Genomic DNA, 15,227 nt, shown 5'->3' with positions numbered 1-15,227 from the left:
ATAGCTCGCTATAATAGAACAAACTTATCTCTGCTCCAATCATTGTTCTTTATAAATAGGTTATATTTGTCGATTTAGGGGAAAAAATTGGTAAAAATGAGAATAGTTAGTCAAAATAACTGAAATATTGATTCTTACTCACTCTAATTAATAAGGTTTTTACAGTTATGCGTATTTGGGGAAAAATACTCGGTGGCTTTTTTGGCTTTATGTTTGGTCATGTTTTTGGCATGTTGCTGGGTATTTGGCTAGGTCACCGTTTTGATCGCGCCACGGCGATTAATTTTAATAGCCAGAATAATTTATTCGGAAATACAATCAGTAGCCAAGAAAGGCAAAAACTCTTTTTTGATAGCACATTTTCAGTGATGGGGCACATTGCCAAAGCCAAAGGGCAAGTGACGCAAACGGATATTCAAGTAGCCAATGCGTACATGGATCAGATGCGTCTTCAAGGTGCGTCACGCGTTCGAGCGCAAGCTTCATTTGCATCAGGCAAAGAAGCTGATTTTCCGCTTCAGCAAACGCTATCCGATTTTGCACAACAGATACGTGGGGATCGCAACTTATTGCAGATGTTTTTAGGCATCCAAGTACAAGTTGCCTATTCGGATGGTGAGCTGCACAGCAAAGAAAAAGAGATCTTATACAGTATTGCTGAACACTTAGATTTTTCGCGCTTTGAATTAGACCGGTTACTGCAGATGATTGAAGGGCAGCAGCACTTCCATCAGGGCAAGCCGCGTCCGCAACAACAAACAAGTGATGCAGATTGTTACAATGTGTTAGCTATCGATAAGAGTGTTTCAGATAAAGAGATTAAACGTGCTTACCGAAAACTGATGAGCCAACATCACCCCGATAAATTAGCGTCGAAAGGGTTACCAGAAGAGATGATGGTTTTGGCAAAAGAAAAAGCCCAAGATATTCAGAGTGCCTATGAGACACTGCGCAAATCGCGGGGGTTTAAATAAATGCTAATCAAACTTGCTCAGCGTTATAGCCTAAAGTTGGTTTTTGCACTGACTTTACTATTGGGTTTGCAACTACCCAACTTTTTGCAGCAATATGAAACCCGCTTAGATGCGCATTATATAGAAGCAAAAGATCAATTGAATCAATATCAGATTCTTGCCGATCTCTATTTTTCTGGCGATTTACAGGCATTGATAATGAAACATAAAAACAGTGATGCGCTATTGTTTAGCGCTGAAGCGCGGGTGATAGAAAAATTAGTGAGTCGTTTTAAACAGTTACAAAGCCAGCAACGCGCCTTACAAGGACCATTAATTTCTCGTTTGTATTTTTTATTGGGCGAATTTAATAGCCCCCTATTAAGAGAAACGCAAGAAAATTATAATGCCGAAATTGTACTAAACAAAAATTCAATTATCGTCGGGTTAGTGTCGGCACTGCTTTCCACGCTGCTTTTAGAATTGTTGTTTTTACTTATGGCGTATAGCTGTTCCTTACCAACAAGTAAAAAACAGCAAGTGAAGTAGCTCGGCAATCAATATGGCGTGACGGTATCTGCTAAGGGCATCGCTGTGACCTGTGTTTTCGCTATTTTCAGTTATATCCTAGAAAATAAGAGAATATAATTATTTATCTCTTTAAATATGTGATCTGCTTCTTTATTATGGAGCCAAATAAAACCTTATTTGTTATATCGCCAGTTCACTGTAAAACGCATTTTGGCGATGCATCTTACCTAGACTTTTAAATCGGAGCTTAATTCATGTCTACATTTGCACTTGCTTTTGGCAGCGCTACTAAAAACCGCGATAATAAAATTATTGAAGCATTTTTCCCTAACCCTCTATTAAATCCAAGTGATGATCTTGTTGCTGTTATTGCAGCTTTAGCCGGTTATAAGCAAGGTAATCAAGTAATTGAAATTACTGCTGAGTTAGCAGAGCAACTGGCTGCTGCATTTAATGGTGCGCATGATACGGCCAATGCTGATTTTGCAACGGCAGCGGCTAACTCTAGCCAACCGCTTGTACTTGTTATTTTAGAAACAGATGCAGCGCCTAAAAGCGTGGCTGAAGGTTACCTTAAATTACAACTTATCTCGCACCGTTTAGTAAAACCACACGGCTTAGTGTTAGATGGGATTTTTGGCGTACTACACAATATTGCCTGGACTAACAAAGGCGCGATTGATTTACCTGAACTTGCTGAACGTCAGATTGAAGCGCGCTTAAAGGGTGAAACCATCAGCGTAGATTGTGTTGATAAGTTTCCTAAAATGGTTGATTACATTGTACCCTCAGGTGTACGTATCGCAGATACCTCACGCGTACGTTTGGGCGCACATGTTGGTGAAGGCACAACCGTGATGCATGAAGGTTTTATCAACTTTAATGCCGGCACTGTGGGTGTCAGCATGGTTGAAGGTCGTATCTCTGCGGGCGTTATGGTGGGTGAAGGCAGTGATATCGGCGGCGGCGCCTCTATTATGGGGACATTAAGCGGCGGCGGAAAAATGGTTATTGCTATTGGTGAAAATAGCCTGTTGGGTGCAAATGCCGGTCTTGGCATTCCACTGGGCAACCGCTGTACGATTGAGTCGGGTTTATATGTAACTGCAGGGTCTAAAATCAAACTACTTGATAAAGAAGGCAAAGAAGCTGGCTTTGCAAAAGCGCGTGAATTGGCAAATAAAGATGATCTGCTTTTCCGTCGTAACTCCATGACCGGACAAATTGAATGCTTAGTGAACAAAAGTGCTATTGAATTAAATAGCATGTTGCATTCAAACTAAATGTGATTTTTTAATCGAGAGGGAGATTGAACCTCCCTTTCTATTCTTTTTTTACATATTTTGCCAATGAACGCAAAGCTGCCTGCAAATCAGGATCCGCATCTTCTGCTAATGCCAAAAATGATTGTGCGACATCATTGGGCATTTTACTGGCGCGTTTAATTACCTTTTTCCTGCTTTTTTTATCTTTAGGTGTTAGCTGTTTTAGTGTTGGATTCACTTTTATTTTTATATTCAGCAGTCCGGGAACTTCTTGTCGCAACAGTGTAAGTAGCTCACTTTGCATAAATTTCAAGCGGATTAGCCAGATTGCATCAGGGATTTCTATAAGCAAGCTCCCATTTTGTAAATTTCCTATCCTGCAATCTTGTATATGATGTTGTTTCAAATATCTTTGTAGTAGACTATCCAGCTTCGTGAACAGGGCCGCATCATGCTGCAATCCTATTTTTTTCAATAGAGAAGAAACGGGTTTAGGTTGTCGGGTTCTATTCATTAATTTCATCAACAGTGAATACAGAATTATGAGTATAACGGTTATCTATTCAAGAGAGGAAACAGATCACTCGTTTTCGCTTACAAAAAATAAATTTCTATTTATCTCTCTTCTTTTTGCCTCTTTGCTAGTCTGTTGCGCTTGGTTTATACAAGCTCATTATCAAAGTGAACTCAAGCAATTCAAAACAACGACTCTACATGATAGAGATATCAGTAAAGATCAATATCTGCAACTTATTAAAGCGCAAAGCGATGAACAATTAACTGTTCTGGCTAATAAAGTTGGCAATTTGCAGGCGCAGATAAATCGCTTAAATGCATTAGGTCAGCGCGTTATTGAACAGTCTAACTTACCCAAAAAAGAGTTTGATTTTGAGTCTGCGCTGTCAATGGGCGGGGCTGCTATGCAAGAATCTGACGTTGATTTTCAATTTGGTAGTTTGTTAACTCATATTGAAAATCTTGATGATAATTTCAAAAAAAAACAAAAACAATTAATCCACCTTGAAATCGCATTAAACAATCTCCATCTTATTGATCAGCTGTATATTTCAGGACGGCCGACAAAGGGCAAAGGCTCATGGTTATCCTCTCCATTTGGAACGCGTAAAGATCCCTTTTCAGGGCGATTAACTCGTCATAAAGGTGTTGATTTCGCCGGTTTTATAGGCATGCCAATTATATCAACTGCCGCAGGTGTTGTAACAGAATCAGGAAAAAGAGGCGGTTACGGCCGTATGGTTGAAATCGAACATGGCAATGGCTTGGTAACACGTTATGCGCATACCAAATCAGTAAATGTTGCGATTGGAGACGTTGTCAAAAAGGGGCAGATAATTGCTATTATGGGGAACTCGGGCCGTTCAACAGGACCGCATGTGCATTATGAAGTTTTAAAAAACGGTAAGCAAATAAATCCCAATTATTATCTGCTGCGAAAAGCGGGTTAACAGCAATTATATTTTATAATTAATTTAATTTTTAACTACGAGAAAAGCAAAATGATCACACAGCTAATAACAAAAATAATAGGCAGTCGTAATGACCGTTACTTAAAACAACTTCGTAAAGTCGTTAGTGAAATAAATAAACTAGAGCCTGAAATGCGTACTCTTTCAGATCAGCAATTAAAGGCTAAAACGGCTGAGTTTCAAGAGCGTATCGCATCGGGTGAAAGCATAGATTCAATTCTTGTTGAAGCATTTGCAGTGGTACGAAGCGCCTCTGAACGTGTCTTTGGGATGCGTCATTTTGATGTGCAGTTAATGGGCGGCATAACTTTAAATGAAAACAAAATTGCAGAAATGCGTACCGGTGAAGGTAAAACATTAACGGCAACGCTACCTGCATACTTAAATGCATTAGCGGGTAAAGGTGTGCATATTATTACCGTCAATGATTACTTGGCGCGTCGTGATGCAGAATGGAATGCACAGCTCTTTGAGTTTTTAGGCTTGACTGTGGGTATCAACCTGTCGGGTATGCAAGGGGAAGAAAAACGAGCCGCCTATGCTGCTGATATCACTTACGGTACAAACAACGAATTTGGTTTCGATTATTTACGTGACAATATGGCATTTGAAGCCCAGCAACGGGTGATGAAGCCACTGCATTACGCCATTGTCGATGAAGTTGATTCAATTTTAATTGATGAAGCCAGAACACCTCTGATTATTTCAGGTCCAACCGACGGTGATGCGACTCTCTACACTAAATTAAACACGGTTATTCCGATGTTAACGCTACAGGATAAAGAGGATACGGAAGACTATATTGGAGATGGTGATTATACTGTTGATGAAAAAAGCAGGCAGGCGCTATTAACGGAACGCGGTCAGGAAAAAGTAGAGCGGATCCTGCAAGAACGCGGCTTGCTTGACGAGAATCAATCACTGTACGCCGCTGCAAGTATCAGTATATTACATCATGTAAATGCCGCGCTGCGTGCCCATACTTTATTTGAAAAGGATGTGGATTACATCGTTAGTGAAAAAGGCGAAGTGGTGATCGTTGATGAACATACTGGTCGAACTATGCCGGGACGCCGTTGGTCAGAAGGTCTGCACCAAGCAGTGGAAGCAAAAGAGGGGGTTGATATTCAAAATGAGAATCAAACCTTAGCGTCAATTACTTTCCAAAACTTTTTCCGTTTATATGAAAAATTAGCGGGTATGACAGGTACGGCTGATACCGAAGCATTTGAGTTTCAATCCATTTATGGTTTAGAAACCATTGTTCTGCCAACCAATAAACCTATGATTCGTAAAGATTGCGGGGATCTGGTTTATCTGACCGAAGATGAAAAATACCAGGCTATTATTGTTGATATCAAAAAACGTGCGGAGTGCCGTCAACCTATGTTGGTCGGTACTGTTTCGATTGAAAATTCGGAACTGTTATCGGACTTATTAAATAAAGCAAATATTAAACACAGTGTGTTAAATGCAAAATTCCATGAAAAAGAAGCGGATATTATTGCCCAAGCGGGGGCATTAGGCTCAGTCACAATCGCAACTAATATGGCGGGACGCGGAACAGATATTGTGTTGGGCGGTCACTTACAGTCGCGTCTTGATAAACTCGGCGAACTCAGTGCCGAGCAGATTGCAGCGGAAACTGCACTCTGGAAAGAAGATAATCAAAAGGTACTCGATGCGGGTGGTTTATATATTATCGGTACGGAGCGCCATGAATCTCGTCGTATCGATAATCAGCTGCGCGGTCGTTCTGGCCGTCAAGGCGATCCAGGTGAAACGCGCTTTTATCTGTCGATGGAAGATTCTCTAATGCGTATTTTCGCATCAGAAAAAGTATCTAACATGATGAAAAAACTTGGCATGGAAAATGGCGAGGCTATTGAGCATCCTTGGGTATCGCGTGCCATTGAAAATGCACAGCGTAAAGTTGAAGGCCGTAACTTCGATATGCGCAAATCATTACTGGATTATGATGATGTTGCCAATGAACAGCGTAAAGTAATTTACCAGCAACGCAATGGTGTCATGGACAGTGAAGATATAGAGGATACAATCGATAATATTTGGGATGATGTATTTAATGCCTGTGTTAATGAATATGTGCCGCAACACTCACTCACAGAGCAATGGGATTTAGAAGGGTTAGAGCGTCGCCTAAAATCAGACTTCTTAATTGAACTGCCCGTACAGCAGTGGCTGGTTGATGATGCCAATCTGCAGGAAGAAACCATTCGCAAAAATATTCTTAGCCATGCCATAGAAACCTATGCCGCTAAAAAAGAACTGGTTGGACACTCAATTATCGCTGGTTTTGAAAAATCAGTCATGTTGCAAACAATTGATACTTTGTGGAAAGAGCACCTTGCTTCAATGGATCATCTGCGCCAGGGCATTCACTTGCGCGGTTATGCACAAAAAGATCCGAAGCAAGAATATAAGCGCGAGTCTTTTGAGATGTTCTTAGAGATGCTTGAAACCTTAAAACATGATGTAGTGATGGTCCTCTCTAAAGTACAGGTACAAAGCAGAGAAGAGGTTGATCAAATGGCAGAGCAACGCCGTCAAGCTGAAGAAAGAGCAAAAAACGAGATGCGCCACGCACAAGCTGCTCATGGTGAAGTAAAGGATGATAGTAAAAGTGGTCAGGAGAGTTTTGTACGTCAAGAGCGTAAAGTCGGGCGTAATGAACCTTGCCCTTGTGGTTCGGGTAAAAAATTCAAACAGTGTCATGGTAAAATAGGTTAATTTAACCTATTTAGTTACAGATGCAAAAAAGGGCTGTTTAATAAAAACAGCCCTTTTTTTTCATTTGTTTTTATCGTTTAAGTGAACTATAAAAGAAAGATCTATTCTCACCAGTAAGGGATTTATATGAAATATTATCATTCTATTATCTGTTCACTTTTTTTGTTTTTTTCTGTCAGTCAAGTAAATGCAGAGAGTAGCTGGTGGGAAAAGACTTTCGATCTGTTTTCGCCACAACAATCTGCAACAACTCAAGAGCCCGCCGCTGTGGGTAACGTTGCCAGTAATTTTGATTTAAACGCTGCATTTAAAGAAGCATTACAGATAGGGGCAACGAATGTTGTCAGTCAATTAGGTAGAACTGATGGTTTTAATGCAGATAGTGCTATCCATATACCGCTACCTGAACAATTACAATCAGTAAAAGAGATACTATCAAGAGTAGGTATGGCAAGTATAGTTGATGATCTTGAACTAAAACTGAATCGCGCGGCTGAAAGTGCAACACCTCAAGCTAAAGCGTTATTTTTATCGTCCATCAAAGCGATGACATTTGATGATGTTAAGGCTATTTATGCTGGCTCGGAAGATTCTGCAACGCAATATTTCAAGACTAAAATGAGCCAGCCTTTAAGCGCTAAGATGCGTCCGATTGTGCAGCAGAGTCTATCGCAAGTAGGCGCGGTAAAAGCTTACGATCGGATGATGGGGAAATATGCTGATTTACCCTTTGTATCTGATGTAAAAGTGAATTTAACTGATCATGTAGTTGAAAATGGGATAAACGGAATATTTTATTATTTAGCAAAAGAAGAGTCTGCTATTCGACAAGATCCGCTTAAACAAACCTCTACCTTGCTAAAGAAGGTGTTTGGACAATAAGTAGATATAATAAAACGCAAATACGGAGCGTATTTGCGTTTAAGAAGGGATGTTGTTAGAAAGAGATTAAACGTTGTGTTTACGAATAACCGTTAACATCTCTTTTAATAATTTTGGATTAGCAGCAACAACGTTACCCGATTTCATGTAATCGTTTCCGCCGTTAAAATCGGTCATCATTGCACCCGACTCTTTTATTAATAATTCACCTGCGGCGATATCCCAAGGTTTTAAACCGAATTCCCAGAAGCCGTCCATACGACCCGCTGCGACATAAGCAAGATCAAGTGCTGCAGAGCCGCTACGGCGCATATCAGCAACATCTAAAAAGAAATCTTTAAAGATATTAAGGTATATATCAGTGAGATGTTTCTGTTTGAATGGGAAACCTGTGGCCAGTAATGTACCCGCTAGTTTATTTACACTGTTGGTACGTGTGCGGTAACCGTTGATTTGTGAGCTTTGACCTTTAACTGCAGAGAATAGTTCGTTACGAATTGGGTCAAATACGATACCCACTTCTGTGCGACCTTTAATTTTTAATGCAATTGATACGCTAAAATGCGGGATGCCGTGAATAAAGTTGGTTGTTCCATCTAGTGGATCAATAATCCATTGGTAATCCTTATCTTTACCCTCATCAATGCCGGACTCTTCAGCAATAATGCAGTGGTCTGGGTATGATTTGCGTAACGTACCAATGATTGCAATTTCAGCTTCTTTATCGACGCTGCTGACATAATCATGCAATGATTTTTCTTCAACTTCAACTGACTCTAGATTTTCGTAGCCTTTAATGATTACTTTACCTGCATTGCGGGCAGCACGAATTGCAATATTTAACATTGGATGCATTGGATCACCATTAGATTTTAAAAGAACATTGATACCAAACTAGATAAATATCTGATCAGTCTTGCTTGTTAAAATTAACGATAACTTCGTTGTTTTCAATCCCAATAGCCAGCTATTGCTCAATCAAACGTCTTGCTCTCATTAATTTTTCCTACGCAATACTAAATTATCTACTTATCTAGTTTGGTATGAAGGGAGATTCCCTCGGCGCAAAATTGTACAGAGTTCACATGGTTCTGTAAATATGAATATGAACTAATAGGTGAAATTTATGGAAATGTAATTCAGCGGCTTGTTTGTACCCAAATCACCTGAAAATGGATATTCCAGTAGTTTGGGTATAGAGGTCTATTTTTTTGTATTTCAATTAGTGCTAAACTTTGCTCTCTAAATTTTAGCTCAAATATAAGGAATACAAATGCTAGATAACGTGCGCATCATACTTATTGGTACTTCTCATCCCGGAAATATAGGTAGTGCCGCAAGGGCGATGAAAACCATGGGCCTGTCAAATCTAGTGCTTGTATCACCTGAGTGTAGCGTTGATGGTAAATCTATCGCGCTTTCAGCGGGTGCAACTGATGTATTAAAAAATCATCGCGTTTGTACAACATTAGATGAAGCAATTGCAGATTGCGGTTTAGTAATTGGTGCAAGCGCTCGCCCGCGCACCTTAGATTGGCCGATGCTCGACCCTCGAGAGATGGGCGAAAAAGCGGTTGTCGAAGGCCAAAAGCACCCTGTCGCCTTAGTGTTTGGACGCGAAAACAGTGGGTTGAGTAATGATGAGCTGCAAAAGTGCCATTTTCATGTGTTTATCCCGGCAAATCCGGACTACAGTTCGCTTAATTTAGCGATGGCAGTGCAAACTTTGACCTATGAAATTCGCATGGCATTTTTAGCTGAGAAAGCGTATCCACAGCAACAAGAGGAGTATCCGCTCAGCGAAGAGATTGAAAGTATGTTTACTCATCTTGAACAGACACTAATAGATACGCGTTTTATTGTGCCAGCTCATCCCGGTCTGGTGATGACCAAACTACGTCGATTTTTCAATCGTGCCCGTCCAGAAATTAAAGAGTTACGTATGTGGCGCGGTGTTTTGAGCAGTATTCAAAAATCACTTATTACAGCAAACGGGCAGCTGAAAAATGAACCTGTTGCTAATGAATTAGTTGAAAATGAAGCGGAGATAAATAAAAAATAAAACCTACTAAACTCTGTGGTTTTTTAGTTGACTAATTTTGTCAGGTATTTATACTTAATAGTAGAAAGTTCATGGAAAGTTATCTATTTCCCACTATATAAGTGAAGCATTATGAAATTAACTTCAAAAGGTCGCTATGCGGTCACTGCGATGTTAGATGTCGCCATCAAAGAGCACTCTGGCCCTGTTCCCTTAGCTGATATCTCTGAGCGCCAGGGGATCTCGCTTTCATACTTAGAGCAACTGTTTTCTAAATTGCGTAAAAAAGAGCTGGTCAGCAGTGTACGTGGCCCTGGAGGCGGTTATAAGCTCGGTAAACTGCGTAGTGAAATTTCAGTGGCAATGATTATTGATGCTGTCAATGAGTCAGTAAATATTAGAAAATGCACTGGTGTCGGTGGCTGTAGAGAAGATGGTACACAATGCTTAACGCATTCGTTGTGGGCGCAACTCAGTGATCGTATCAGCACCTTTTTAGATAATATAACCCTTGAAGAGTTAATGTCCTCAGATCATGTGCAAAATGTTTCTGAAATTCAAAATAATAAATATAACCAGACTGCTCAACTTAACGTTAAATCCCAATAAATTTAACGGATAGCAGAGGAGAAAAGAATGAAATTACCGATTTATCTTGATTACTCATCAACAACACCCGTAGATCCTCGTGTTGCTGATAAATTAATGCAGTTTTTAACAATGGATGGCGAATTTGGTAATCCAGCGTCGCGCTCGCATCGTTTTGGTTGGCAGGCGGAAGAAGCGGTTGATATTGCCCGTGAGCAAATTGCCGATTTAATCAATGCAGATCCCCGTGAAATTATCTTCACATCCGGGGCAACTGAGTCTGACAACCTTGCCATTAAAGGTGCTGCGCATTTTTACGGCAAAAAAGGCAAACATATTATTACCGCTAAAACAGAACACAAAGCGGTGTTAGATCCTTGTCGCCAATTAGAGCGTGAAGGCTATGAAGTGACTTACCTTGATCCACAATCTGATGGCATAGTGACACCTGCGCAGTTAAAAGAAGCGTTACGTGAAGATACGATTCTTGTGAGTCTAATGCATGTTAATAATGAAATTGGCGTTATCCAAGATATCGCCGCATACGGTGAATTATGCCGTGCTAATAAAACCATATTGCATGTAGATGCGGCGCAAAGTGCCGGCAAAGTTGATATTGATGTCCAGAAAATGAAAGTTGATTTGGTCTCGTTTTCTGCGCATAAAGTATATGGCCCTAAAGGGATTGGCGCATTATATGTGTGTCGTAAACCGCGTGTCCGTTTAGAAGCGCAGATGCATGGCGGAGGGCATGAAAGAGGAATGCGCAGTGGCACATTGGCAACCCATCAAATCGCAGCCATGGGTGAGGCTTTCCGCATTGCAAAAGAAGAGATGCATGCTGAAAATGAACGTGTTCTCGCTTTACGCACGCGTTTATTAGAGGGCGTAAGTGATATGGAAGAGGTCTATATCAACGGCTCAATGGAGCACCGTGTTGCGGGTAATATAAATATCAGTTTTAACTATGTTGAAGGTGAGTCGCTAGTGATGGCGTTAAAAGACTTAGCTGTTTCGTCGGGCAGTGCCTGTACCTCTGCCAGTCTAGAGCCTTCTTATGTATTGCGTGCGCTTGGTCGTGATGATGAGTTGGCACACAGTTCAATTCGTTTCAGCATCGGGCGTTTTACCACTTCCGAGGAAATTGATTACGCAATAAAAATAATTCGTCAAAACATTGGCCGCTTACGTGATATGTCTCCGCTTTGGGATATGTATAAAGAGGGAATTGACATTAGCAGTATTGACTGGTCTCACAACTAATCACGCTATTTTTAGTACAAGTTAATTTTAACAGTGAGCTTGAAGATTTATAAATTTCGCACTTAGATAGAAAAGGCGAATGTAAAGATAACGAGTTAGATAGCACGTAAACAAGTAGATAAAAGATTAAAAGGATAAATATCATGGCTTATAGCGAAAAAGTAATCGACCATTATGAAAATCCACGTAATGTTGGTTCATTTGATAAAGATGATACAAGTGTAGCAACGGGTATGGTTGGTGCGCCGGCATGTGGTGACGTAATGAAACTGCAGCTTAAAATCAATGAAAATGGCATGATTGAAGATGCAAAATTTAAAACCTACGGTTGTGGCAGCGCAATTGCTTCAAGCTCATTAGTGACTGAGTGGGTAAAGGGTAAAACTATTGAGCAAGCAAGTACCATTACCAACACGCAAATATCAGCTGAGCTGGCTTTACCGCCAGTGAAAATTCACTGTTCTATTCTGGCTGAAGATGCGATTAAAGCCGCTATTGAGGATTACAAAAGCAAACATCCTGGCAAGTAATAGATGGGATGCGGATTACCGCCCTGTTTGTTGCGCAAGCAATAAACAGGGAAAGCACTTTTAAATATAATTGAAATAAGTAATTGGAGTTGATTTTGGCAATTACAATGACAGAGCCCGCTGCAAAACATGTTGCCTCTTTTCTTGCTAATCGTGGTAAAGGCATAGGTTTGCGTTTAGGCGTTAAAACATCAGGTTGTTCAGGAATGGCATATGTACTTGAATTTGTTGATGTACTTAATGATGATGATGAGGTGTTTAGCGATAAAGGCGTTAAAATTATCGTCGATAAAAAAAGTCTTGTTTACCTTGATGGTACAGAATTAGATTTTGTTAAAGAGGGCCTTAATGAAGGTTTTGAATTTAACAACCCGAATATTGATGGTGAGTGCGGCTGTGGAGAGAGTTTTAGTGTTTAAACACTAAAACTCACAATTTACATCTTTAATAATGACGCCTTTTATCTTGTGAATTTGTTAGGATAAGGGTGTTTTTTATTTTATTATCTGTTAGGAAACTGTTTTGAACTACTTCGAACTATTCTCACTCCCTGCTACATTTTCAGTTGACCAAACGCGTTTATCTGCAACTTATCGTGAACTTCAAAAACAATATCACCCGGATAAATTCGCCGTGCACTCAGACAGTGAACAGTTGATTTCGATGCAAAAAAGTAGCGAAATTAATGATGCTTACCAGACCTTAAAAAACAGCTGGTCACGTGCGCAATACCTGCTTTTATTGGCCGGTCTTGATATTTCATCAGAGCACACAACACTGCGTGATACAAACTTCTTAATACAGCAGATGCAGTGGCGAGAAACGATTGCCGAATTTACAGAAGATGATGAAGATAAGATCGCGCTTTTTTGCAATCAGATAGAGCAGCAAGTGATCGACTTAGAAGCGCAGATAGCATCACAATTGCTCTCTAATGAATTGCAAGCAGCGGCGGACAGTGTCCGTAAGTTGAAATTCATGCTTAAACTGCAAATAGAACTAGCATTACGCGAAGAAAAATTATTCGACTAATTAGGAATATAAAGGATGGCATTACTTCAAATTGCAGAGCCAGGTTTATCTGCGGCACCTCATCAAAAAAAATTAGCCGTGGGTATTGATTTAGGCACAACTAACTCTTTAGTTGCCACTGTGCGCAGCGGTAAAGCGTCAACCATAGTGGATAATCAGCAGCAAGATATACTGCCATCGGTGGTGCATTATGGCGAGCGTAATGAACAGGGCGATCTGTCTATTAGTGTTGGCCGAGATGCGCAGCAGTATTTATTAAGCGATCCATTAAATACACTGGCATCGGTTAAACGTTTAATTGGCAAAGCATTACAGGATTTAGACCGCACGCATCTGCCTTATCAGCTCAGCGCGCATCAAAGTGGATTGGCGCAAATTGAAACACGTGTCGGGCCGATTAATGCGGTGCAGGCATCAAGTGAAATATTAAAAGCATTAAGTTTACGCGCAACCCAAACACTGCAGGGCGAATTAGACGGTGTGGTTATCACTGTGCCGGCCTATTTTGACGATGCACAGCGCCAGGGCACTAAAGATGCGGCGCGACTGGCCGGTTTACATGTATTGCGTTTACTTAATGAGCCCACCGCTGCGGCCATCGCTTATGGGTTGGATACAGGCCAGGAAGGGGTGATTGCGGTTTATGATTTAGGCGGTGGCACTTTTGATATCTCTATTTTACGTCTCCATAAAGGTATTTTTGAAGTTCTGGCAACAGGCGGTGATACTGCCTTAGGCGGGGATGATTTTGACCTCTGTATTGTTAATTGGATAAGAGAAGAAGCTAACATTGATGGCGAGATCAGCGCACAACTGCAGCAGGAGTTATTAAAGGTTGCACGTGATGCCAAAGAAAAACTCAGTGATCAACAACAAGTCAATATTGAATTAAAGCATCTGCAATGGTCGGGCACCTTGGATAGAGACCATTTTGAAATGCTGATTAAAAAGTTATTAGCAAAAACCTTGCGAGCTTGTAAACGCGCAATCAAAGACGCACAGATAAACCTTGATGAAATAGTTGAAGTGGTAATGGTCGGCGGATCTACACGTATGCCTGTGGTCAGATCTGTCGTGAGCGATTTGTTTAAGCGTGATGTGTTAACCAGTATCGATCCTGATAAAGTGGTTGCGATTGGCGCGGCTATTCAAGCGGATATTTTAGTGGGTAATAAACCCGATGTTGACATGCTTTTACTCGATGTTCTGCCGCTCTCATTAGGGCTTGAAACTATGGGCGGCCTGGTTGAAAAAGTGATCCCTCGCAATACCACTATCCCGGTTGCGCGCGCACAAGAGTTCACTACCTTTAAAGATGGTCAGACCGCAATGCTTATTCATGTGTTGCAGGGAGAGCGGGAAATGGTTGTCGATTGCCGCTCACTGGCGCGTTTTGTACTTACAGATATTCCGCCAATGGCTGCGGGCGCCGCACATATTCGCGTTACCTTTCAAGTTGATGCGGATGGTCTGTTAAGTGTTAGCGCCATGGAAAAATCATCTGGCGTGCAGGCTCATATCGAAGTTAAACCCTCATACGGTTTAAGCGATAAGGAAGTGATGACAATGCTTTCAGATTCTATGACCTTTGCCGAAAAAGATCTTCAAGCGAGGATGTTGGTTGAGCAGCAAGTCGAAGTAAAACGTGTGGTCGAAAACCTTGAAGCCGCATTGCATAAAGACGGTACTTTGCTGCTTACCGATGATGAATATCAAACGATTAGGGCTAATATTAAAGAGTTGGTTGATATTGGACAAAGCGATAATATTAATGCAATTAAAGATGCTCTTGAAGTGATCGATAAATTAACGGCTCATTATGCCTCACTGCGAATGGATGCCTCAATAAAACAAGCATTAACAGGTAAATCTGTTGATAAAATATAAAATTTTAATTTACAAGG

General features: G+C 40.8%; 15 protein-coding genes. 13 read left to right on the top strand and 2 right to left on the bottom strand.

Features of this window, described 5'->3' with window-relative positions; translation table 11 throughout:
- Positions 1–167: 167 nt before the first annotated feature.
- The 3 genes from djlA (at position 168) to dapD (ending at position 2,767) form a co-directional block, all read left to right on the top strand.
- On the top strand, positions 168–974 hold the full coding sequence (gene djlA, locus ACJAT7_RS06910; protein WP_415226067.1) for a co-chaperone DjlA: 807 nt from the start codon (positions 168–170) through the stop codon (positions 972–974).
- Complete coding sequence (locus ACJAT7_RS06905; RefSeq protein WP_415226066.1) at positions 975–1,502, top strand: DUF2937 family protein; 528 nt, start codon at positions 975–977, stop codon at positions 1,500–1,502.
- A 236-nt stretch (positions 1,503–1,738) separates the two neighbouring features.
- Entirely contained in the window at positions 1,739–2,767 is a 1,029-nt protein-coding gene (gene dapD, locus ACJAT7_RS06900) for a 2,3,4,5-tetrahydropyridine-2,6-dicarboxylate N-succinyltransferase (RefSeq protein ID WP_415226065.1), read from the top strand.
- Between the two features lie 40 nt (positions 2,768–2,807).
- On the opposite strand, the gene ACJAT7_RS06895 is transcribed toward dapD, so the two are convergent.
- Entirely contained in the window at positions 2,808–3,272 is a 465-nt protein-coding gene (locus tag ACJAT7_RS06895; RefSeq protein ID WP_415226094.1) for a DciA family protein, read from the bottom strand.
- 19 nt (positions 3,273–3,291) lie between these two features.
- Here ACJAT7_RS06895 and ACJAT7_RS06890 point away from each other — a divergent pair, with 19 nt between their 5' ends.
- The 3 genes from ACJAT7_RS06890 to ACJAT7_RS06880 all read left to right on the top strand — a co-directional run bounded on the left by ACJAT7_RS06890 (position 3,292) and on the right by ACJAT7_RS06880 (position 7,869).
- Positions 3,292–4,215, top strand: a complete 924-nt coding sequence (locus ACJAT7_RS06890; RefSeq protein WP_415226064.1) for a M23 family metallopeptidase — start codon at positions 3,292–3,294, stop codon at positions 4,213–4,215.
- 51 nt (positions 4,216–4,266) lie between these two features.
- Positions 4,267–6,987 carry a preprotein translocase subunit SecA gene (gene secA / locus ACJAT7_RS06885; RefSeq protein ID WP_415226063.1) on the top strand — a complete coding sequence of 907 codons (2,721 nt, stop codon included), beginning with the start codon at positions 4,267–4,269 and terminating at the stop codon, positions 6,985–6,987.
- 126 nt (positions 6,988–7,113) lie between these two features.
- On the top strand, positions 7,114–7,869 hold the full coding sequence (locus ACJAT7_RS06880; RefSeq protein ID WP_415226062.1) for a DUF4197 domain-containing protein: 756 nt from the start codon (positions 7,114–7,116) through the stop codon (positions 7,867–7,869).
- 66 nt (positions 7,870–7,935) lie between these two features.
- Here ACJAT7_RS06880 and suhB read toward each other — a convergent pair whose 3' ends face one another.
- The gene (gene suhB, locus ACJAT7_RS06875) at positions 7,936–8,724 is read right to left on the bottom strand and encodes an inositol-1-monophosphatase (protein WP_415226061.1); all 789 of its coding nucleotides are present in this window, start codon (positions 8,722–8,724) and stop codon (positions 7,936–7,938) included.
- Between the two features lie 418 nt (positions 8,725–9,142).
- Between suhB and trmJ the strand changes: the two genes are divergently transcribed.
- The 7 genes from trmJ (at position 9,143) to hscA (ending at position 15,210) form a co-directional block, all read left to right on the top strand.
- The gene (trmJ, locus tag ACJAT7_RS06870) at positions 9,143–9,931 is read left to right on the top strand and encodes a tRNA (cytosine(32)/uridine(32)-2'-O)-methyltransferase TrmJ (RefSeq protein WP_415226060.1); all 789 of its coding nucleotides are present in this window, start codon (positions 9,143–9,145) and stop codon (positions 9,929–9,931) included.
- Between the two features lie 111 nt (positions 9,932–10,042).
- The gene (iscR, locus tag ACJAT7_RS06865) at positions 10,043–10,519 is read left to right on the top strand and encodes a Fe-S cluster assembly transcriptional regulator IscR (protein WP_415226059.1); all 477 of its coding nucleotides are present in this window, start codon (positions 10,043–10,045) and stop codon (positions 10,517–10,519) included.
- 27 nt (positions 10,520–10,546) lie between these two features.
- Complete coding sequence (locus tag ACJAT7_RS06860; protein ID WP_415226058.1) at positions 10,547–11,761, top strand: IscS subfamily cysteine desulfurase; 1,215 nt, start codon at positions 10,547–10,549, stop codon at positions 11,759–11,761.
- Positions 11,762–11,904: 143 nt separating this feature from the next.
- On the top strand, positions 11,905–12,291 hold the full coding sequence (gene iscU / locus ACJAT7_RS06855) for a Fe-S cluster assembly scaffold IscU (protein WP_415226057.1): 387 nt from the start codon (positions 11,905–11,907) through the stop codon (positions 12,289–12,291).
- A gap of 95 nt (positions 12,292–12,386) precedes the next feature.
- Positions 12,387–12,710, top strand: coding sequence for an iron-sulfur cluster assembly protein IscA (iscA, locus tag ACJAT7_RS06850; RefSeq protein ID WP_415226056.1), 324 nt, complete (start codon positions 12,387–12,389; stop codon positions 12,708–12,710).
- A gap of 103 nt (positions 12,711–12,813) precedes the next feature.
- A complete protein-coding gene (gene hscB / locus ACJAT7_RS06845; RefSeq protein ID WP_415226055.1) occupies positions 12,814–13,323 on the top strand; it encodes a co-chaperone HscB in 510 nt (169 codons plus the stop codon).
- 15 nt (positions 13,324–13,338) lie between these two features.
- On the top strand, positions 13,339–15,210 hold the full coding sequence (hscA, locus tag ACJAT7_RS06840) for a Fe-S protein assembly chaperone HscA (RefSeq protein ID WP_415226054.1): 1,872 nt from the start codon (positions 13,339–13,341) through the stop codon (positions 15,208–15,210).
- Positions 15,211–15,227 lie beyond the last annotated feature (17 nt).

Origin of the sequence: Psychromonas sp. (assembly GCF_047632995.1) — a bacterium.
Classification (GTDB): domain Bacteria; phylum Pseudomonadota; class Gammaproteobacteria; order Enterobacterales; family Psychromonadaceae; genus Psychromonas.
The sequence above is the reverse complement of the archived record's forward strand: the minus strand, read 5'-3'. Positions and strand labels throughout refer to the sequence as shown.